17 protein-coding genes are annotated in these 16,258 nt (G+C 63.0%); 10 read left to right on the top strand and 7 right to left on the bottom strand.

Annotation, left to right across the window (positions count from 1 at the left end; all coding sequences use genetic code 11):
* Positions 1 to 35 precede the first annotated feature (35 nt).
* The 6 genes from JHL16_RS04330 to JHL16_RS04305 are packed head-to-tail and all read left to right on the top strand — an operon-like array spanning position 36 to position 6,123.
* Positions 36 to 1,187, top strand: a complete 1,152-nt coding sequence (locus JHL16_RS04330) for a M24 family metallopeptidase (protein WP_200183645.1) — start codon at positions 36 to 38, stop codon at positions 1,185 to 1,187.
* Between the two features lie 14 nt (positions 1,188 to 1,201).
* Positions 1,202 to 1,987: a carbon-nitrogen hydrolase family protein gene (locus JHL16_RS04325; protein WP_200183644.1), complete on the top strand. Its 786-nt coding sequence runs from the start codon at positions 1,202 to 1,204 to the stop codon at positions 1,985 to 1,987.
* A gap of 16 nt (positions 1,988 to 2,003) precedes the next feature.
* Entirely contained in the window at positions 2,004 to 2,810 is an 807-nt protein-coding gene (locus tag JHL16_RS04320) for a PhzF family phenazine biosynthesis protein (RefSeq protein ID WP_200183643.1), read from the top strand.
* 34 nt (positions 2,811 to 2,844) lie between these two features.
* Positions 2,845 to 3,939 (top strand): polyamine ABC transporter ATP-binding protein, encoded by a 1,095-nt coding sequence (locus JHL16_RS04315; protein WP_200183642.1) that lies wholly within the window; start codon positions 2,845 to 2,847, stop codon positions 3,937 to 3,939.
* Positions 3,940 to 3,945: 6 nt separating this feature from the next.
* Positions 3,946 to 5,193, top strand: a complete 1,248-nt coding sequence (locus JHL16_RS04310) for an ABC transporter permease (RefSeq protein ID WP_200183641.1) — start codon at positions 3,946 to 3,948, stop codon at positions 5,191 to 5,193.
* Between the two features lie 12 nt (positions 5,194 to 5,205).
* Positions 5,206 to 6,123 (top strand): ABC transporter permease, encoded by a 918-nt coding sequence (locus tag JHL16_RS04305; RefSeq protein ID WP_200183640.1) that lies wholly within the window; start codon positions 5,206 to 5,208, stop codon positions 6,121 to 6,123.
* Here JHL16_RS04305 and JHL16_RS04300 read toward each other — a convergent pair.
* Positions 6,113 to 6,406, bottom strand: coding sequence for a hypothetical protein (locus tag JHL16_RS04300; RefSeq protein WP_200183639.1), 294 nt, complete (start codon positions 6,404 to 6,406; stop codon positions 6,113 to 6,115). The genes JHL16_RS04305 and JHL16_RS04300 overlap by 11 nt on opposite strands.
* Before the next feature lies 1 nt (position 6,407).
* On the bottom strand, positions 6,408 to 7,277 hold the full coding sequence (locus JHL16_RS04295) for an NAD-dependent epimerase/dehydratase family protein (RefSeq protein WP_200183638.1): 870 nt from the start codon (positions 7,275 to 7,277) through the stop codon (positions 6,408 to 6,410).
* Positions 7,278 to 7,780: 503 nt separating this feature from the next.
* Between JHL16_RS04295 and JHL16_RS04290 the strand changes: the two genes are divergently transcribed.
* Positions 7,781 to 9,460: a M4 family metallopeptidase gene (locus tag JHL16_RS04290; RefSeq protein WP_200183637.1), complete on the top strand. Its 1,680-nt coding sequence runs from the start codon at positions 7,781 to 7,783 to the stop codon at positions 9,458 to 9,460.
* Positions 9,461 to 9,475: 15 nt separating this feature from the next.
* Here the strand turns inward: JHL16_RS04290 and JHL16_RS04285 are convergent, their stop codons facing one another.
* Positions 9,476 to 10,366: a LysR family transcriptional regulator gene (locus JHL16_RS04285; RefSeq protein WP_200183636.1), complete on the bottom strand. Its 891-nt coding sequence runs from the start codon at positions 10,364 to 10,366 to the stop codon at positions 9,476 to 9,478.
* Between the two features lie 120 nt (positions 10,367 to 10,486).
* On the opposite strand from JHL16_RS04285, the gene JHL16_RS04280 reads away from it, so the two are divergent.
* From JHL16_RS04280 to JHL16_RS04270, 3 genes are all read left to right on the top strand, one after another.
* Positions 10,487 to 10,864, top strand: coding sequence for a YybH family protein (locus JHL16_RS04280; RefSeq protein WP_200183635.1), 378 nt, complete (start codon positions 10,487 to 10,489; stop codon positions 10,862 to 10,864).
* Positions 10,865 to 10,879: 15 nt separating this feature from the next.
* Positions 10,880 to 11,374 (top strand): YybH family protein, encoded by a 495-nt coding sequence (locus tag JHL16_RS04275; RefSeq protein WP_200183634.1) that lies wholly within the window; start codon positions 10,880 to 10,882, stop codon positions 11,372 to 11,374.
* Between the two features lie 132 nt (positions 11,375 to 11,506).
* The gene (locus tag JHL16_RS04270; protein WP_246770759.1) at positions 11,507 to 11,914 is read left to right on the top strand and encodes a DUF930 domain-containing protein; all 408 of its coding nucleotides are present in this window, start codon (positions 11,507 to 11,509) and stop codon (positions 11,912 to 11,914) included.
* Between the two features lie 19 nt (positions 11,915 to 11,933).
* Here the strand turns inward: JHL16_RS04270 and JHL16_RS04265 are convergent, their stop codons facing one another.
* The 4 genes from JHL16_RS04265 to JHL16_RS04250 are packed head-to-tail and all read right to left on the bottom strand — an operon-like array spanning position 11,934 to position 16,253.
* Positions 11,934 to 12,602, bottom strand: a complete 669-nt coding sequence (locus JHL16_RS04265) for a TetR/AcrR family transcriptional regulator (RefSeq protein WP_246770758.1) — start codon at positions 12,600 to 12,602, stop codon at positions 11,934 to 11,936.
* Positions 12,603 to 12,608: 6 nt separating this feature from the next.
* Positions 12,609 to 13,133 (bottom strand): aminomethyltransferase family protein, encoded by a 525-nt coding sequence (locus JHL16_RS04260; protein ID WP_200183633.1) that lies wholly within the window; start codon positions 13,131 to 13,133, stop codon positions 12,609 to 12,611.
* Positions 13,126 to 15,987 carry a sarcosine oxidase subunit alpha family protein gene (locus JHL16_RS04255; protein ID WP_200183632.1) on the bottom strand — a complete coding sequence of 954 codons (2,862 nt, stop codon included), beginning with the start codon at positions 15,985 to 15,987 and terminating at the stop codon, positions 13,126 to 13,128. Before JHL16_RS04255 ends, JHL16_RS04260 begins: the two co-directional genes overlap by 8 nt.
* Positions 15,984 to 16,253, bottom strand: coding sequence for a sarcosine oxidase subunit delta (locus JHL16_RS04250; RefSeq protein WP_200183631.1), 270 nt, complete (start codon positions 16,251 to 16,253; stop codon positions 15,984 to 15,986). The genes JHL16_RS04255 and JHL16_RS04250 overlap by 4 nt, the downstream gene beginning before the upstream one ends.
* Between the last annotated feature and the right edge of the window lie 5 nt (positions 16,254 to 16,258).

Below are 16,258 nucleotides of genomic sequence, written 5' to 3'. Positions count from 1 at the left end.
GGCGCTTCCGTCCACAATCATAGAGGTGTTGAGCGATGCTTGAAGAAGCACGAAAGAGAACGCGCGTCCTGCAGGACCGCATGCGTGAGCAGGGCATAGAGGTCGCCTTGTTCACCGACGAAGCATCGATCGCCTATCTGGCCGGCTTCTGGGGTTATCTGTCGATCGAGTTCGGCCGTCCGACCTTCCTCCTGGTGCGGCCGGATGAGGAGCCGGTCGTGGTCACGCCGCTCATGGAAACGGAAATGGTTTCCAGGATGACGTGGGTCACCCGCATCAGTTCCTGGGAGGACGCCGGAGCGCGCCGCTGGGAAAACGTATTGCTCGAGGCGATCGGCGCCGCGCCACGCCGGATTTGGGTCGAGCTCCAGGCCATTCCCGCCATCGTGCGCAATCTGCTCGATCGCAACCTTCCCGATGTTGCCTTGCACGACGTCGCACCTCTCCTCGGCGAGATGCGGATGATCAAGTCACCGCTCGAGATCGATGTGATGAAACAGGCCGGGCAGGTTGCCGGTGCCATGATGTCGGCGGCGCATGAAGCCTTGCAGGAGGACGTGCCCGAATATGAAGCGGCCCTCGCCGTCATGAATGCCGGAACGCGCAAGGCGGCGGGTTTCCTGACCGACAAGGGATGGGAAGCCTTCGTGTCGCCGCTGATCCATAATCTGCAGATCATGCAGTCGGGACGGGACACGTCGATGGTGCATCGCCGGGCCAGCGTCAAGAAACTGAAGCGCGGCGACCCGGTCTATTTCTGCTTCTGCAACATGGCGCAGTTCAAGCAATACAAGCTCGGCTTCGACCGCATGTTTTTCGTGAAGGAGGCAAGCGCGGAAGCCATCAAGGTGCAGCAGGCCGCCATCGATGCCCAGCAGGCCGCGCTGAAGACGGTGCGCGCCGGGGTTACGGCCGAGGCCGTCGCTTTGGCGGCCAATGAAGCCTACGGGGCCGCCGGCTATTCGACCAGCTATCGGACAGGCCGCTCGATCGGCGTCGCCTATCTCGAAGCGCCGGAGCTCAAGGTCGGCGACAAGACGATCCTGCGGGCGGGCATGACCTTCGCCGTGGATGGCGGCATAAGTGTCGATGGAAAATGCGGCGGAAGGATCGGCGATTCGATTGTCGTCACTGAAACCGGCTTCGACTATCTGACCGAATATCCCAGAAAAGTGCTCTACGCGTAATGGGCGATCAGGCGATGCCCGGCGAAGCGATCACGGTGGCCGTCTATCAGGCGGGTCTGGCGGGTGCTTCGCCCGCCGAAAAGCTCGACAGGCTCGCCGATGTGATCGCGCATGGGCCACATACGGATCTGGTGGTCTGCCCGGAGCTCTTCCAGTCGGACTATCGGGCGGGGCATCGCCTGCCGGAACTGGCGGAAGTGGCGGCCGACTTCGCCCGGGGCGTTGCCGACATCGCGACCGCCCATCACTGCGCCATCGCCTATGGCTATCCGGAGGCAGAGGAGGGACGGCTCTACAATTCCGCTCGCGTCATCGCCGGCGATGGCCAAGTGGTTGCCAATCATCGCAAGCTGCGTCTGCCCGGGGAGTATGAAAATACCTGGTTCACCTGCGGCGACCAGCTGACGGATTTCACGCTTCGCGGTTGGCGTGTGGCTGTCCTCATTTGTTATGACATCGAGTTTCCCGAACTGGTGCGTGCCTGCACGCGGCGGGGCGCGCATCTGGTGATCGCGCCCACGGCTCTCTCCGAAAACTGGTCGGTCGTGTCGGAAAAAATCGTGCCCACCCGGGCATTCGAGAATGGCGTCTTCGTCGCCTATGCCAATCATGCCGGCCGTGACGGCGATTTTTGCTATCACGGCGGCAGCTGCATAATCGGCCCCGACGGCCGTGACCGCGTCAGGGCCGGCCGTGAAGAAGGGCTGCATGCGGCGCGATTGCTGCCCGCAGATATTGTCGCCGCACGCGAGAAGCTCAAATATCTCGCGGATTCGCAAAGTCTCGCGCGGTTTGCGTGAAGAGGAGGAGGCGGGAATGAAGTTGCCGATCTATATCATCGACGCCTTCGCCACAGGGCCCATGACCGGCAATCCGGCGGCCGTCGTCCCGCTGGAGACGTGGCTCGATGTGACCACCATGCAAGCGATCGCCGGCGAGATCAATCTGTCGGAAACGGTGTTCACGGTGCCGGCCCGCGCAGCGGAAGGCCGTCACGGGGAGGCGAATTTCGAGATCCGATGGTTCACTCCCATCAAGGAAGTGGACATGATCGGGCATGCGACCCTGGCGGCGGGCTTCCATCTGGTGGAAAGCCTGAAACCGCGCCCCGACAAGATCAATTTCATTTCATCCGGTGCCGTCATGACGGTCGCTGCGCGGGGCGATGCCCTGGAGCTCGACATGCCGGCTCTCATTCCCAAAGATGTACCGTCACCGGCTGGTCTCACCGAGGCATTGGGAGCGAAACCCGCAGCGCTTCTGGCGGCGAAGCATTATCTCGCGGTCTTCGAGCGATCGGAGGATGTCGCGGCGCTGCGGCCCGATTTTGCGGCGCTGGCCAAACTCCCGCTTCCGGCCGTCATCGTGACCGCGCCTAGCCGGGACGGCTTCGATTTCGTGTCGCGCTTCTTCGCCCCGGCCAATGGCGTCGATGAGGATCCGGTGTCGGGTGTGGCGCATTGCTGTCTGGCGCCTTACTGGTCTGAGCGATTGGGGCGCTCGGGTACCGTGGGGCGCCAGATTTCACCGCGCGGCGGGACGATCAAATGCGAATACCACCGGGACAGGGTACTGCTGAGCGGTGCGGCGCGGACGTTCCTGGAAGGGACGATCCACATCTGACAAAGAGATAGATGGACCGAGGAGGCGCAGGAAGGTGGAGCAGGGACGATCGATTGTCCACTTCGTGAATGTCGGGAAAACATATGACGGGGAGCGCCTTATCGTCGATGATCTCTCTCTGGAGATCGCGCGGGGCGAGTTCCTGACGCTGCTCGGGCCTTCCGGGTCGGGCAAGACAACCACCTTGATGATGCTGGCCGGGTTCGAAACGCCGACCCGCGGCCAGATTCTGCTCAATGGACAGGAGATCAACCGCCTGGCGCCGCATCGTCGCGGTATCGGCATGGTGTTCCAGAATTACGCTCTCTTTCCACATATGACGGTCGCCGAGAATCTCGCTTTTCCGCTGAATGTCAGAGCGCTCGGCAAGGCGGAGGTGGAAGCGCGCGTGATACGCGCCCTCGACCTCGTCAAGCTCGGCGGGTTTGCGGCGCGCCGTCCGGCGCAATTGTCGGGCGGGCAGCAGCAGCGGATCGCCGTGGCGCGCGCGCTCATCTTCGAACCGGAGCTCGTCCTGATGGACGAACCCTTGGGGGCGCTCGACAAGCAACTGCGCGAGGGCATGCAATACGAGATCCGGGAGCTGCATCAGCGGCTCGGGGTCACCATCGTCTATGTCACGCATGACCAGGCGGAGGCCCTGACCATGTCGGACCGGATCGCCGTCTTCGACCAGGGCAAGATCCAGCAACTGGCGTCGCCGACCGAGCTCTATGAGAAGCCCCGGACGTCCTTCGTGGCGAACTTCGTCGGCGACAATAATCTGATGGCGGCCGAGGTCGACACGCTCAGGAGCGATCATCTTTGCTCCGTCGTGCTGGAGGGCGGAGCTAAAGTCATTGCGGTGGCGACGGACGAGCTCATGCCGGGCCAGAAGGTGATGCTGTCGGTGAGACCGGAACGCCTTCGGCTCGATCCGGATGCAGGTGCGGGGACTTCGTCACGCCTCAAGGGTGTCATCGAGGAGATCGTCTATCTTGGCGATCACATGCGGATATTCGTCAGGACGGCAAACCAGGTGCGTTTTCTGATCAAGGCCGCAAACAAGGAGCCCCATCACGGCCTCACCAAGGGCGGAATGCTGACATTCGGCTGGAGCGCGCAGGATTGCCGCGCGCTCCCGGTCTAGCCGGCCATGACGGTGACAGCCATTACCTCGCCGGACGACAGTCGCTCGATCAAACGCGAGCTGACCAGATCGTTGCGGCGCCGGAAGCTGCAAGCCTTTGTGCTGGTGGCACCGCTCCTGCTCTTCATTCTCTTCATGTTCATCTATCCGATCGGCGGCATGCTCCTGCGCAGCGTCTACAGCCCCGATTTCGCGCGTGCCATGCCGGCGACGGTGGCCGCGATCGCAGAGTGGCCGGGAAGCGGGACACCGCCTGAAACGGTGTGGGCAGGGGTCGCGCGCGACATGCTGGCGCTGCAGCAGCGCAATGAGGCAGGGCCGGTGGCCGCCGCGCTCAATGTCGAGATGTCGGGCGCCCGCAGCCTCGTGCTCAAGACCGCGCGCAATGCCGGAAAACTGACGGCACCCTATCGGGAGGCGATGGTCACACTCGACCCGATGTGGAACGATGCGAGGATATGGCAGGCGATCAAGCGGCTGTCGAGCCCGGTGACGCCGCGCTTCTACCTGGCGGCCGTGGACATGAAAGTGGACGAAGCGGGCAGCATCGTGAGCCAGCCGGAAGACCGGCAGATCTATCGCTCGCTTTTCCTGCGCACGCTGCTGATCAGCGGGGTGGTCACCTTGTGCTGTCTCATCCTCGGCTATCCGGTGGCTCATCTCCTGGCCAATCTGCCCTTGCGAATATCCAATATCCTGATGATTTTCGTCCTGCTGCCGTTCTGGACGTCGCTGCTGGTGCGGACGACGGCGTGGATCGTGCTTCTGCAGAAGCAGGGGGTGGTCAACTCGCTGCTGGTCTGGAGCCATGTGCTGACGGACGAGACGCGAGCCGAGCTCATCTTCAACAGGACCGGGACGATCCTGGCGATGACGCATATCCTGCTGCCTTTCATGATCCTGCCGCTCTATTCGGTGATGAAGACGGTTTCTCCCGTCTATATGAAAGCCGCGCGGTCCCTGGGCGCCAATCAGTTCGTGGCCTTCACCAAGGTCTATGTGCCGCAGACCTTTGCCGGCGTGGCGGCGGGCTGCCTGCTCGTGTTCATCCTGGCAGTCGGCTACTACATTACACCGGCCCTGGTCGGGGGCGAGTCCGGCACGCTCATCTCCAACATGATTGCCTATCATATCCAGAAGTCGCTCAACTGGGGCCTTGCCGCCGCTTTGGGCGCAATCCTGCTGACCGCGATCCTGGCGCTTTACTGGACCTTCAACCGGCTGACCAAAATCGACATCATCGGACTGGGGTGAGGGGAGACGGACATGGCATTGCCCGCTTATGTGGATAGATGGGAACGTATCTGGCACTGGGTCTATCTCACCTTCTGTGCGCTCGTCTTCCTGTTCCTGTTCCTGCTTCTGCCGGTGCTGGTCGTCGTCCCCTTGTCGTTCAATGCCGAACCCTATTTCAGCTTCACCGAAGGCATGTTGACGCTCGATCCCGCCGCCTATTCGCTGCGCTGGTACCGCGACATCCTGCAGAACGGCATGGCGGATCCGACGCAGCTCTTTTCAGGCTGGTCGTGGATAGGCGATGCGTGGGCGAACAGCCAGTGGATCCACGCCGCCAAGAACAGTATCGTGATCGCCATCGGCGCCACCATCCTGTCCACGCTCCTGGGAACCGTCGCCGCGCTCGGCCTGTCGCAGAGCATCCTGCCCGGGCGCCGGCTGATCATGGCGCTGCTGATATCGCCGATGATCGTGCCGATCATCGTGACCTCGACCAGCCTCTATTTTCTGTTCTCGGAGATCGGGCTCGCCAATACCTATCTGGGCCTGATCGTCGCCCATGCGATTCTGGGGACGCCCTTCGTCGTCATTACGGTCACGGCGACATTGTCGGGCTTTGACCGCAGCCTGATACGCGCCGGGCAGAGTCTCGGCGCATCGCCTTTGGTGGTGTTTCAGCGGGTCATCATGCCGCTGATCCTGCCCGGCATTCTCTCGGGCGCGCTCTTCGCCTTCGGAACGTCGTTCGACGAAGTGGTCGCGGTGATCTTCCTCGCCGACTATGATCAGCGCACAATCCCGCGGCAGATGTGGTCGGGACTGCGCGAGCAGATATCGCCGACGATCCTGGCGGTCGCGACCATTCTCGTGGCGATGTCGATCCTGCTGCTGACGGTCGTCGAGCTGCTCAGACGCCGATCCGAGAGGCTGCGGGGTCTTACGGCGTGATGAGGAAAGAGCGCGCCAGTTCCTCCCATTCCTCGGCAAGGCTTCCGGCAAAGGCCTTCGTACCGGCGCGGCGATACCAGTAACCGGCATTGGACGGGTCGCCTTCCTTGCGGTGGAGATAAGCATGGACGCGGGCGCCGTCCCTGTCGTCGCGCTCCTGGGCGCATTCATGGGCCTTGTCCCAGTCGCCTTTGGCGTCCCACCACAAGGCCTGCAAAGCGAGACTCAGGCCCTCGGGCGGCGCCGGCTGCGCCAGTGTTTCCTTGAATGCCGACAGGTCCATTCTATTTCGCCTTGCGCCAGTCAAATTGCGGCTTGTAGCCGAGCATGCGCTGCGCCTTTTCGATCGAGATCAGGGATTCATGCGGCTCAAGCGGGCGCTTGCGCTTCGTTCCCGGAAATACTTCGTCGAGCAGCTCGTCATTGGTCTGCGTCATCACCCCGTCGCTGTTGGCGATGCCGAAGACATGGGCGCCGGTCAATTTCGACTCGAGCGACAGGCGGATCGCCTGGGCGGCGTCGCGGGCGTCGATATAGGTCCACAGATTGAAGTGACGCGACCGCGGGTCCTTCTGATAGGCGGGGAAGTTCGCGTAGTCCTGCGGTTCCTGGACATTGGAGAAGCGCAGGCCGACGATCTTCGCCTGCGCATCCCAGCGGGCGAACTGTTCGGCCATTTTCTCGCCCATCAGCTTGGAGAGCGAATAGGACCATTGCGGCAATTCGATCTCCTCATCGACAGGCACATATTGCGGGCCGCCGGGATAGGGGATGCCATAGACCGTCTCGCTCGATGCCCAGACGATGTTGCGGATCCCGAGACGGCGGGCCGCCTCGAATACATTGTAGGTCGAAACCGTGTTGACCTCGAAGATCACGTGATCGGCCGCTTCGCCCGGGGACGCAATGGCGCCAAGATGGACGACGCCGGTCACCGCTTCCTCGACGCGCGTATTGATGCCGGAGAAAGCCGCCATGACCTCGCCGAAATCGGTGATGTCGGCACGGGTGAAATTCACATCCGTCGGCTTCGGCGGATTGGACAGGCCGGCGGGCCTCACCATGTCGATGGAGGCGACCTTGTAGCCATGCTCCATGAGGTCCCTGACGCAAGCGCGTCCGACCTTGCCGCTGCCGCCGGTGACGATGATCATGCGATTTCCCTGTCGAGTGATGAAGGAAACCGATGTTAGCGGCTGGTACCCGCTGGAATCAATCGTCGCCCTTCATGCGCGTGGTGTCGGCAAAGGCGGGAGGGGATCGGGCAAGGGATCATGCGGCGGCGCGGGGCGCGGCAAGGGGCCGGGCGGCTGCGGACCGGGAGGGGCGGGTGGATCGGGTGTGGGAACGGTAGCCATAATGGAACAACGTCCGTGCCTGGTCGTGGTTCCGCGCCCATTCGGCCGCATTCGCTTGACGTGGCGCGAGACTTGGATTTAACTCTCGTCAGAGGGCGATGTTGCGCAGAAAGCGCGTGCGAAATGCACGAGCGCGCTTCACAGGAAGCGCCGGCGCGCCGCTCGGTCATCAGACAATGAGCCGAAACGGGACGCGCCGCGATGCCATTCAGGGTGATCACATGCGACCCAAATCGACCAAGGCCAAAAAGAGCAGCAAGCCCACATCGAGGCGCCGGACGGAAGCGTCCCGGGGACTCATGAAGAATACCGGCTTGCGTGGCTTCGCCATCGATGTTTCGGAAAAATCCGGCCAGAAGGCCCTGGCGCGCGTCGAAGCGGCACCCGGCGGCGCCAGATCGGTCGCGTCGACACTCGGCGTCGATCTGAAGAAGCTCGATCCCGAGACGGCGGCCAGGACCCATCTCGACCAGGCGCTGGCAAGCAACGAGCTCGCGGCGTTTTCGCGTCCGCGGACCGAAAGTGCGGACAGCGAATTCAAGAGCCTCGGCACCGAAGCGGTGCCGCTCACCGGTACGGTCATGGTGAAGTTCTGTCAGAGATTTCACAAGATTCCAGTCTATGGATCGCTGGTGACGGTCGAACTCGACAAGAACAACGGCCTCCTCGGGATCAATTCGACAATGGGCTCGCCGAGCGAGGTTGATCATGTCGCCAAGATTTCACCCGCCGAGGCCCTGGGAGTGACCGCGAAAGCGGCCGGCGTCAAGGCAAGCTCCCTGGAGCAGACGCCGCGCCTTTATTATTACTTCGACCAGAACGCCAGCAAATGGCGACTGGCTTACATCATCGAGAATGTCGCGGTGAAGCGGCCGCGCGCCAGCGAGGCTGGCCACAGCGATGCGGCGCTCAAGGACTATGTCGTCGACGCGCAGACGGGCAAGCTCCTGGCCGAGCTGCCGCGGATCGCGACCATGGCCCGCAAGGTCGACCAGGCGCGGGACAGTAATGACAAGGTCAGGCAGATCGTGGTCGACTCGTCCGGCGGCAAGCGGTCGATGCGCGATCTCGACCTCAATGTCACGACCTATGGCTTCGATTTCAAGGATCCGAGTCGGCAGTCGGCGCTGTTGCCCGGCGCGCTCTACACCAACCCGCCCAATCCGTGGCCGTCAGAAGCGGTCGATGCCCATGCCAATGGCGCGGAAGTCGCCCGCTTCCTGCGCGACGTCGTCAAGCGCAGCAATATCGACGGGCGTGGCGGCGAGATGATCTCGACGGTGAATTGCTGGGATCGCGGCGACGGGGTGACCCCGGCGCGTGAATGGAAGAACGCCTATTGGAATGGCGACCAGATGGTCTATGGGCAGATCAAGTTTCCCAATCAGACCTTCTATTCGGTAGCGGCGATGCTCGACGTCGTCGGCCATGAGATGTTCCATGGCGTCACCGACTATACGTCGCGTCTGGAATACCGCACGCAGCCGGGCGCCCTGAACGAATCCTATTCGGACATCTTCGGCGTGATCATTGCCAATTTCGCCAAGCCGATCGGCAGATGGTCGTGGCAGATCGGCGTCGGCTTCGAAGGCCCCGGCAAGGCCCTGCGCGACCTGGCCGATCCGACACGGCACGACCAGCCCAAGCACATGCGCGACTTCCGCACCGCCACGCCGCCTTATACCTATGAACGCAACGACTATGGCTGGGTGCATGACAATAGCGGCATCCATAATTTCGCCGCTTACAAGATCATGACGGCGAAAACGGGCAGCCGCTATGTATTCGGCAAGAACGATATCGCCGGCATGTTTTTTCTCGCGCTGACGACGCAGCTCTCCCGCACCTCCGACTTCTCGGACAGCCGCCGCGGCGTCATCCAGGCGGCGCGCTCGCTGTTCCGCGGCCAGAGTGCCGCCGTGTTGGCGCGAAAGATCAAGGCGATCGAGGACGGCTTCACCGCGGCGGGGATCAATTGAGATCTGGGGGCACCGTCACGGTGTCGTGTTGGCAGCCAAGACCTCGGCCATGTGCTTCTGGCAAAAGCTCAGATAAGTCCGCACGATGGTCGAGGGATGGCGGTGAGACGGATAGAGCAGGTTGATCTGCTGCTCCGGCATAAGCGAGCGGGGCAGCAGCGCCTGAAGACTTCCCTCGCTCAGGGCGCGCGCGACAAGGAAGGGCGGCAGCTCCGTCACCACCTCGGCGGCGATCGCGCGATCGCGCAAATGCAAATAATCGTTCGCGGCGAACACCGCTCGCGGCTGGATGACTTCTTTGCCGAGTTGCCAACTCCCGGACGTGTTGGCATCGCGGGTCCATAGAGCGCAGGGAAAACGCAGGAGATCTTGAGGTGCCCGCGGCTTGCCCAGCCGGCGCAGGAGCTTGGGACTGGCGACCAGGACATGGCGGTAGGTGAGGAGATGGCGGGCCACCATCGCTTCATGCTGGATGATGCCAACGCGCAAGGCGACATCGATCCCGTCCTGAATCAGGTCGACCCGCCGATCGGTCGCGTAGACGCTGAGCTGAATATCGGGATATTGGCGCTGGAACGCGCCGAGTAACTCCCACCAAGGCTCGAAACCGGTCGGAAGTGACAGGCGCAAGCGGCCTTTGAGACGGGCCTGATCGCTTCGTAACGCTTCCTCGCCCTCGGCGAGAGTCTCGAGGCCGCGCGCGGCATGTTCAAAAAGATGTGTGCCGGCATCGGTAAGCCTTGTGCCGTGTACGGAGCGCTCGAGCAACTGAACCTTCAATTCCCGCTCGAGCTGGCGCAAGCGCCGGCTGAGGGTCGGCAGAGGCATGTTCAAGCGAGCCGCGCCGGCCGACAGGCTGCCGGCCTGAACCACGGCCACGAACATCCGCACGGCATTGAGATCCATGGCTAATCCTCTCGATTATGAGAGGGAGAATGCCATTTCTGTCAGTTTTATACCAGAAATGATCATCTTAGCTTGAGGTCGTCGCTACCCCGGTAGCTCAACCAAAGATCGGAGCCAGCCATGACGATCGACGCCATCTTCAAGACTTACGAGCAGGCCCTCAACGCCAATGACCTCGAAACCATCCTCGGCCTTTATGGCAGCGAGCCGGTTTTCATGCCGCAGCATGCGCCGGCATTGGTCGGCAGAGCGGCAGTCTGCGCCGGCTATGCGCAGGTCTTCGCCACGATCAAGCTCGCTATCCGCTTCGAGATCCATGAGATCGAAGTGGCCGGCGATTGGGCCTGGGCACGCACCAGCTCGTCCGGACGGACCCGCATCCTCGCCGCCGGTGTGGATGTCGAGGAGGGGAACAATGAGCTCTTCATCCTGCGGCGCGAAAGCGGTGTGTGGAAGATCCACCGCTATCTGTTCGCCACCACGCGCCCACGCGCCTGAACGGGGAGATGACAGATGCATATGTCCCATTCGCTTCGAAGCAATCTGGCGGTGGTCATGGCTGCCGCCGCGCTTCACTTCATTTCGCCCGTGGCGCCCGCTCATGCGGCGGAAGGCGCCAAGGCCGCGATCGCCCGGCAGCTTGGCGCCTATGAGCGGGCCTTGAATGCCTCCGATGTCGATGCAGTCATGAAGCTCTATGCCACGGACGTGGTGTTCATGCCGCAGAACAGCCCGCCCGTGGAAGGCCGCGATGCGGTGCGTGCCGCCTATCGGCGTGTTTTCGCGACGGTCAAGCTCGATGTCCGCTTCGCGATCGATGAGGTCAAGCCGTTGTCGCGCGATTGGGCCTATGCACGCACGCGCTCCACCGGAACGGTGAAACTCCTGGCCGGCGACAAGACGTCCGCGCCGGAGGCCAACCAGGAACTCTTTCTCCTGCATCGCGAGCCCGATGGTCAGTGGCGCCTCGCCCGCTACATCTTCGCCACGTCAAATCCGTCCAAATGAACGCATGGTCTGACTTGTCCGCCGTCGCCTGCGCAACCGCGGATTGATCGCCGTCCTGAACCTGCTTGCCTATCACGGATACGGATAATAGTAGTGACCGCGCCCATTTCGGATTCGACGCGGGAGGCTTCATTGTATTCGAGAATTGTCGGACTGACTTCCGTCGCCACGATCGCCGTTAGTGTGTCGTCCGCATCTGTCCTGGCGCTGGATGACGGCCGCCTCAAGGGACAGTTGATGAAGCTCGATCCACAGACCCGGCTCGAGCAGACCTGCGATGCCGAAGTCCTGCTGCGCATCAATCGGGACCGGGCCTCCTTCAATGTGGAGAAGGTCGTCGCTTATACGTTCGATGAGCCGGTCGTTGGAGAGAACTCGATAGCAGCGCATGGCGCCGCATTCCGCAGCGGCGGCAACTGGTATCATCTGTCCTATGACTGCGTGACAGGCCCCCGGCATCTCGATGCGCATGAGCTGCATTACGAGATCGGCGCCAAGATTCCGAAAGCCGACTGGGCGACATACGATCTCTATGATTGATGCTTAGATCACCATCAATTCAGGCCCCAGTCGCCTCGACATAACGGGCGAAAGCCTCGATCTCGCTGTCGAGCGGCTCGCGCCCGGTGAAGCTGCGCAAATAGGCCGGCACCAGCGAGAGGCGGCTGGACATCGGCTCGATGATCTCGAGCGAATAATAGCCGATCTGCATGAAATAGAGGACACGGGCCCGGACGAAGGCGTCTTCCTGGCTGTAGCCATAACGGGCGAACATGTCGCCTATGGCCAGGACGCGCTCATTATCGGCGGCATCGATGATCTCGTGCACGAAGGTCGAGCTTCTCGCCCAGGTGCGGATGGCGAAATCGAGCCGCGGATTGAACAGGTTCGTGTCCACCCAACATTCGAAGACATTGAGCACGGCCTGCGTGATCGTGGGGGCCGGGCGCTTGGCGCGCTCGATGATGAAGCGGGTGTTCTTGTTGCGCCAATATTCCAGCAGCTGGTCGAGCAGATCCTGGCGGCTTTCGAAATACCAATAGAAGCTCGAGCGCGACACGCCGAGCTTCTGGCCAAGCGCCAGGATACGCACGCCCTCCACGCCGTCGGAAATGAGGGTCTCGAGGGCGAGATCGAGCCAGTCCTCGCGCGTGACCTTGATATTGCCGGCCGGGCCTGAGCGCGGCGCTTCCGGTTTCGTCATGCTGCGGTGAGTTTGCCTGGCCATTCGCTCCTACGCCACAATCGCCTGTTCAAGCCATTTCCAGAGATAGGACGCCAAAGCGCGGTCGACATGTACTCGCAGGCGGTCGGCATGGCCGTGACGGTAGCACAAAGCATTGGCGCCGGCGAAGAGGAGGGCGGCGCTGGCGGTCTCACCCATGGGATCGAGCGTCGTCGCCCGCGCGAACAGGGAGGGCATGTCCGGACCCTCGATCTCGAACATATGCAGGCCGGCATCGAAGGTGCTGACGGCAAATCCCGACGCGTGCCAGCCCGGCTCGATGCCGAAGGGTGTTTCCGATACCGCCAGAATGCGGTCACGGGCGACGCGCAAGGCATAACGTTCGCCCTGCGCGACGGAGAGGGCGCCGACTGCAGCGGCGTCCATATCCGTCCGCCTGGACCAGGCGGCGAGGTCGCCGCTCACCAGATATTGGGTGAAGCCGGTCAACGAGCGGATCACGAGGCCCGGCGTCTGCAAGGTGGCGGTCCGCCAGTCGGGTGCCGGCGACCATTTTTCGGCGAGATTACGCATTGAACCGTGCTCCCGAAGGATCGAAGACGCAGGGCGCGGTGATCGTCGCGTGCCGCTTCTGCCCCAGATGCTGCATGTCGATCGTCTCGCCGTGGCGGGCGGCGCCCCGCTCGATGAGGGCGAGCGCAATGGGCCGCCCCAGAACCGGGCTCAGATAGCTCGAGGTCACGAAACCCTGGCTGCGGAGCTTGAGGCCGTCCTGCAGGATTCCGTGAGCGCCGGGGGCAAGCGGCGGCTCGCCGTCCGGGACGGCAAGGCCTACGAGCTGGAGGCGATTGGGGGCCTGCGCGACCTCGGTGAAGAGCGAGCGGCGGCCGACATAATCGGTCTGCCGTTTGGTGCGTGGGCCGTCGACGCCCAGATCCTGCGGCATGGTCGTGCCGTCGGTATCCTTGCTGATGACGATGTACCCTTTCTCGGCGCGCAGGATCATCAAGGCCTCGAGGCCGAGCGTCACCGCGTCGAAGGCCTTGCCGGCCTCCTGCAGGCTCCGCCACAGGATTTCGGCCCGGTCGGCGCGGATCGACAATTCATAGCTGCGGTCGCCGGTGAAGCTGACACGCGCGACGCGCAAGAGATCACCGGCGAAACGGCCTTCGCCGATCGCCATATGCGGAAGATCGGCATCGGCGAGCGAGAGGCCGAGATCGAGCGTCGCGAGGAGCTGTTTCGAGGCTGGACCTGAGACGGTCAGGGTCGCCATCTCGGAGGTGGCGTTGTGGATATAGACCGCGTCGCGCCCGAAACGGTCCTGCCGCCATTCTTCGAGACGCACATGCACCGCGCCGACATGCGAGGTCGAGCAGGAGACGATGAAGCGATGCTCATCGAGGCGGACGAGAATGCCGTCATCGAAGACGACGCCGTTTTCCGACAGCATGAAGCCATAACGGCAGCGGCCGGGTTTCAAGGTCGACATGGTGTTGTAATAGATGAAGTCGACGAAGGCGGCAGCCTGAGGTCCGATCACTTCGATCTTGCCCAGCGTCGATCCGTCGAAAAGGGCGGCCGACTGGCGGGCGCGCCGCGCCTCGTCCTGGATCGCGGCTTCGGCATCGGTGCCGCCATAAAATGCCGGGCGCAGCCAGCCACCATATTCCTGGAACACCGCGCCTTGCGCGCGATGCGTATTTTCAAGCGGCAGCCGGCGTACCGGCGCCATCAGCTCGCCACTGCGCGGGCCTGCAAAGCTCGTCAGAGGAACCGGTGTGAAAGGTGGACGATAGGTGGTGGTGCCGGTCTCGGCGATAGAACGGCCGGAGATGCCGGCCAGCAATGCGAGGCCCAAGAGATTCGAGGTCTTGCCCTGATCGGTCGCCATGCCGAGCGTGGTGTAGCGCTTGAGATGCTCGACCGAGACGAAGTTTTCACGCGCCGCGAGCTCGACATCCTTGGCCGTCACGTCGCTTTGATAATCGATCCAGATGCGGCCCTTGGCGCCGGCAATGGGCCATGCCGGAACGACGCCCCCCGATGCTTCGCGACCGGTGCTGGCGGGTGCCGGCGATGGCGACTGCGTCGCGCGCACCGCATCGGTGAAGACCTCGGAGAGCGAGACCGCGCCATTGGCGGCGCCGGCGACTGCTATTCCCTCGACCGGATCGCCCGGCAGGAAGGCAGCGCGTTTCTCGCTCCAGGCGAGCTTGCTGCGCGCCTGGCAGAAGAGATGGAGGGTCGGCGTCCAGCCGCCGGAAACGAGAACGCTGTCAACGGTGAGCCTTGTACCGTCGTCGAGCGTCACGCTTTCGACGCTTGATTTGCCTTGCGCCGACGCGATCATACGACCGCGTAAAACCGTGACGCCCTTCGGCGCAGAAGGAAGGCCATCCTGGCGCATGTCGATCAAGGTAACTGCGGCGCCGGCTTCGATGAGCGCTTCCGCCACCTCATAGGCGCTGTCATTATTGGTGGCGATGACGATGCGGCGGCCGACGCGCACCGCATAACAACGCAAATAAACGAGCGCCGCATCGGCCGCCATGATGCCGGGCAGGTCGTTGTCGGCGAAAGGCAAGGGCCGTTCGAGCGCGCCGGTAGCGAGAATGATCCGTCGCGGCCTGACCCGCCACAGCGTGTCGGGGCGGCCGTCCTGATGACGCTGGTTCAGGGCCACCAGATTATGGTCATAGATGCCGAAGGCGGTCGTCGCGGGAAGGAACAATTGACCGGCGCCGGTGACGGCCGACAGGCTTTCGGTGATCCATTGGGCGGTCGACTTGCCGTCGATCTCACCGTCGCGATGGCGGAGCGATCCGCCGGGCACCATCTGCTCATCGACCAGGAGCACCGACTTGCCTTCGTGCGCGGCGAGGCGCGCGGCGGCAAGACCCGCCGGGCCGGCACCGACGACCAGCACATCGCAATGATGGTTGATCTGGTCGGCTGCTTCGGGCGCGGTCCAGGTGGGATCGACCTTGCCGAGGCCCGCCATGGCGCGGATGCGTGGCTCGAAACGGTGCCAGTCCGGCCACATGAAGGTCTTGTAGTAGAAGGCGGCCGGGATGAAGCGCGCGAAGCGATCGAGAAAGGCGCTGCGATCGCGCGCGGCGTCGGGTGAGGCATTGACGCTCACCGCGACGAGTCCTTGCCGTGCCGCCTCCGTCGTGGCGCGTGTGTTAGGGCCGCGGCCGGCGATATCGACCAGGGCATTCGGTTCCTCGACACCAGATCCCCACACACCGCGCGGCCGGTGATATTTGAAGCTGCGGCCGACGATTGCGACGTCGTTGGCGAGCAGCGCCGCGGCGATTGTGTCGCCGGCGAAGGCGTCGACCTTGCGGCCATCGAAGCTAAAGGAGAGGGGGCGGGCGCGGTCGATGGCGCTGCCGCCGGTGCTGAGGCGTTCAGCGCTCATTCGGATTTCTCCGCGCCGCCGAGTGCCTGTGACGCCGCGACCTTGTGGCCGACGCTGTCGCGCTCCATGACGAAGAACTCGCCGCAGGTCAGGTGGACCCAGACTTCGCGTGTGGCGCCTTTCGGATTGGCGCGCATGTAGAGATATTGAGCCCAACGCTCGGCCGGCACGCCGGCGCCGTCGGGGCGCGTATTGCCGGCCTCGCCGCCAAAATGGAATTCGCTTTCATCGCGTGGGCCACAGAAGGGACAAGTGAAGATCTGCATGGTTT

It is taken from the genome of Taklimakanibacter albus, from assembly GCF_016595235.1.
GTDB classification, from domain to species: Bacteria; Pseudomonadota; Alphaproteobacteria; order Rhizobiales; family Aestuariivirgaceae; genus Taklimakanibacter; species Taklimakanibacter albus.
Note: the sequence above shows the minus strand (reverse complement) of the source record. Positions and strands in the feature narration are given on the sequence as shown.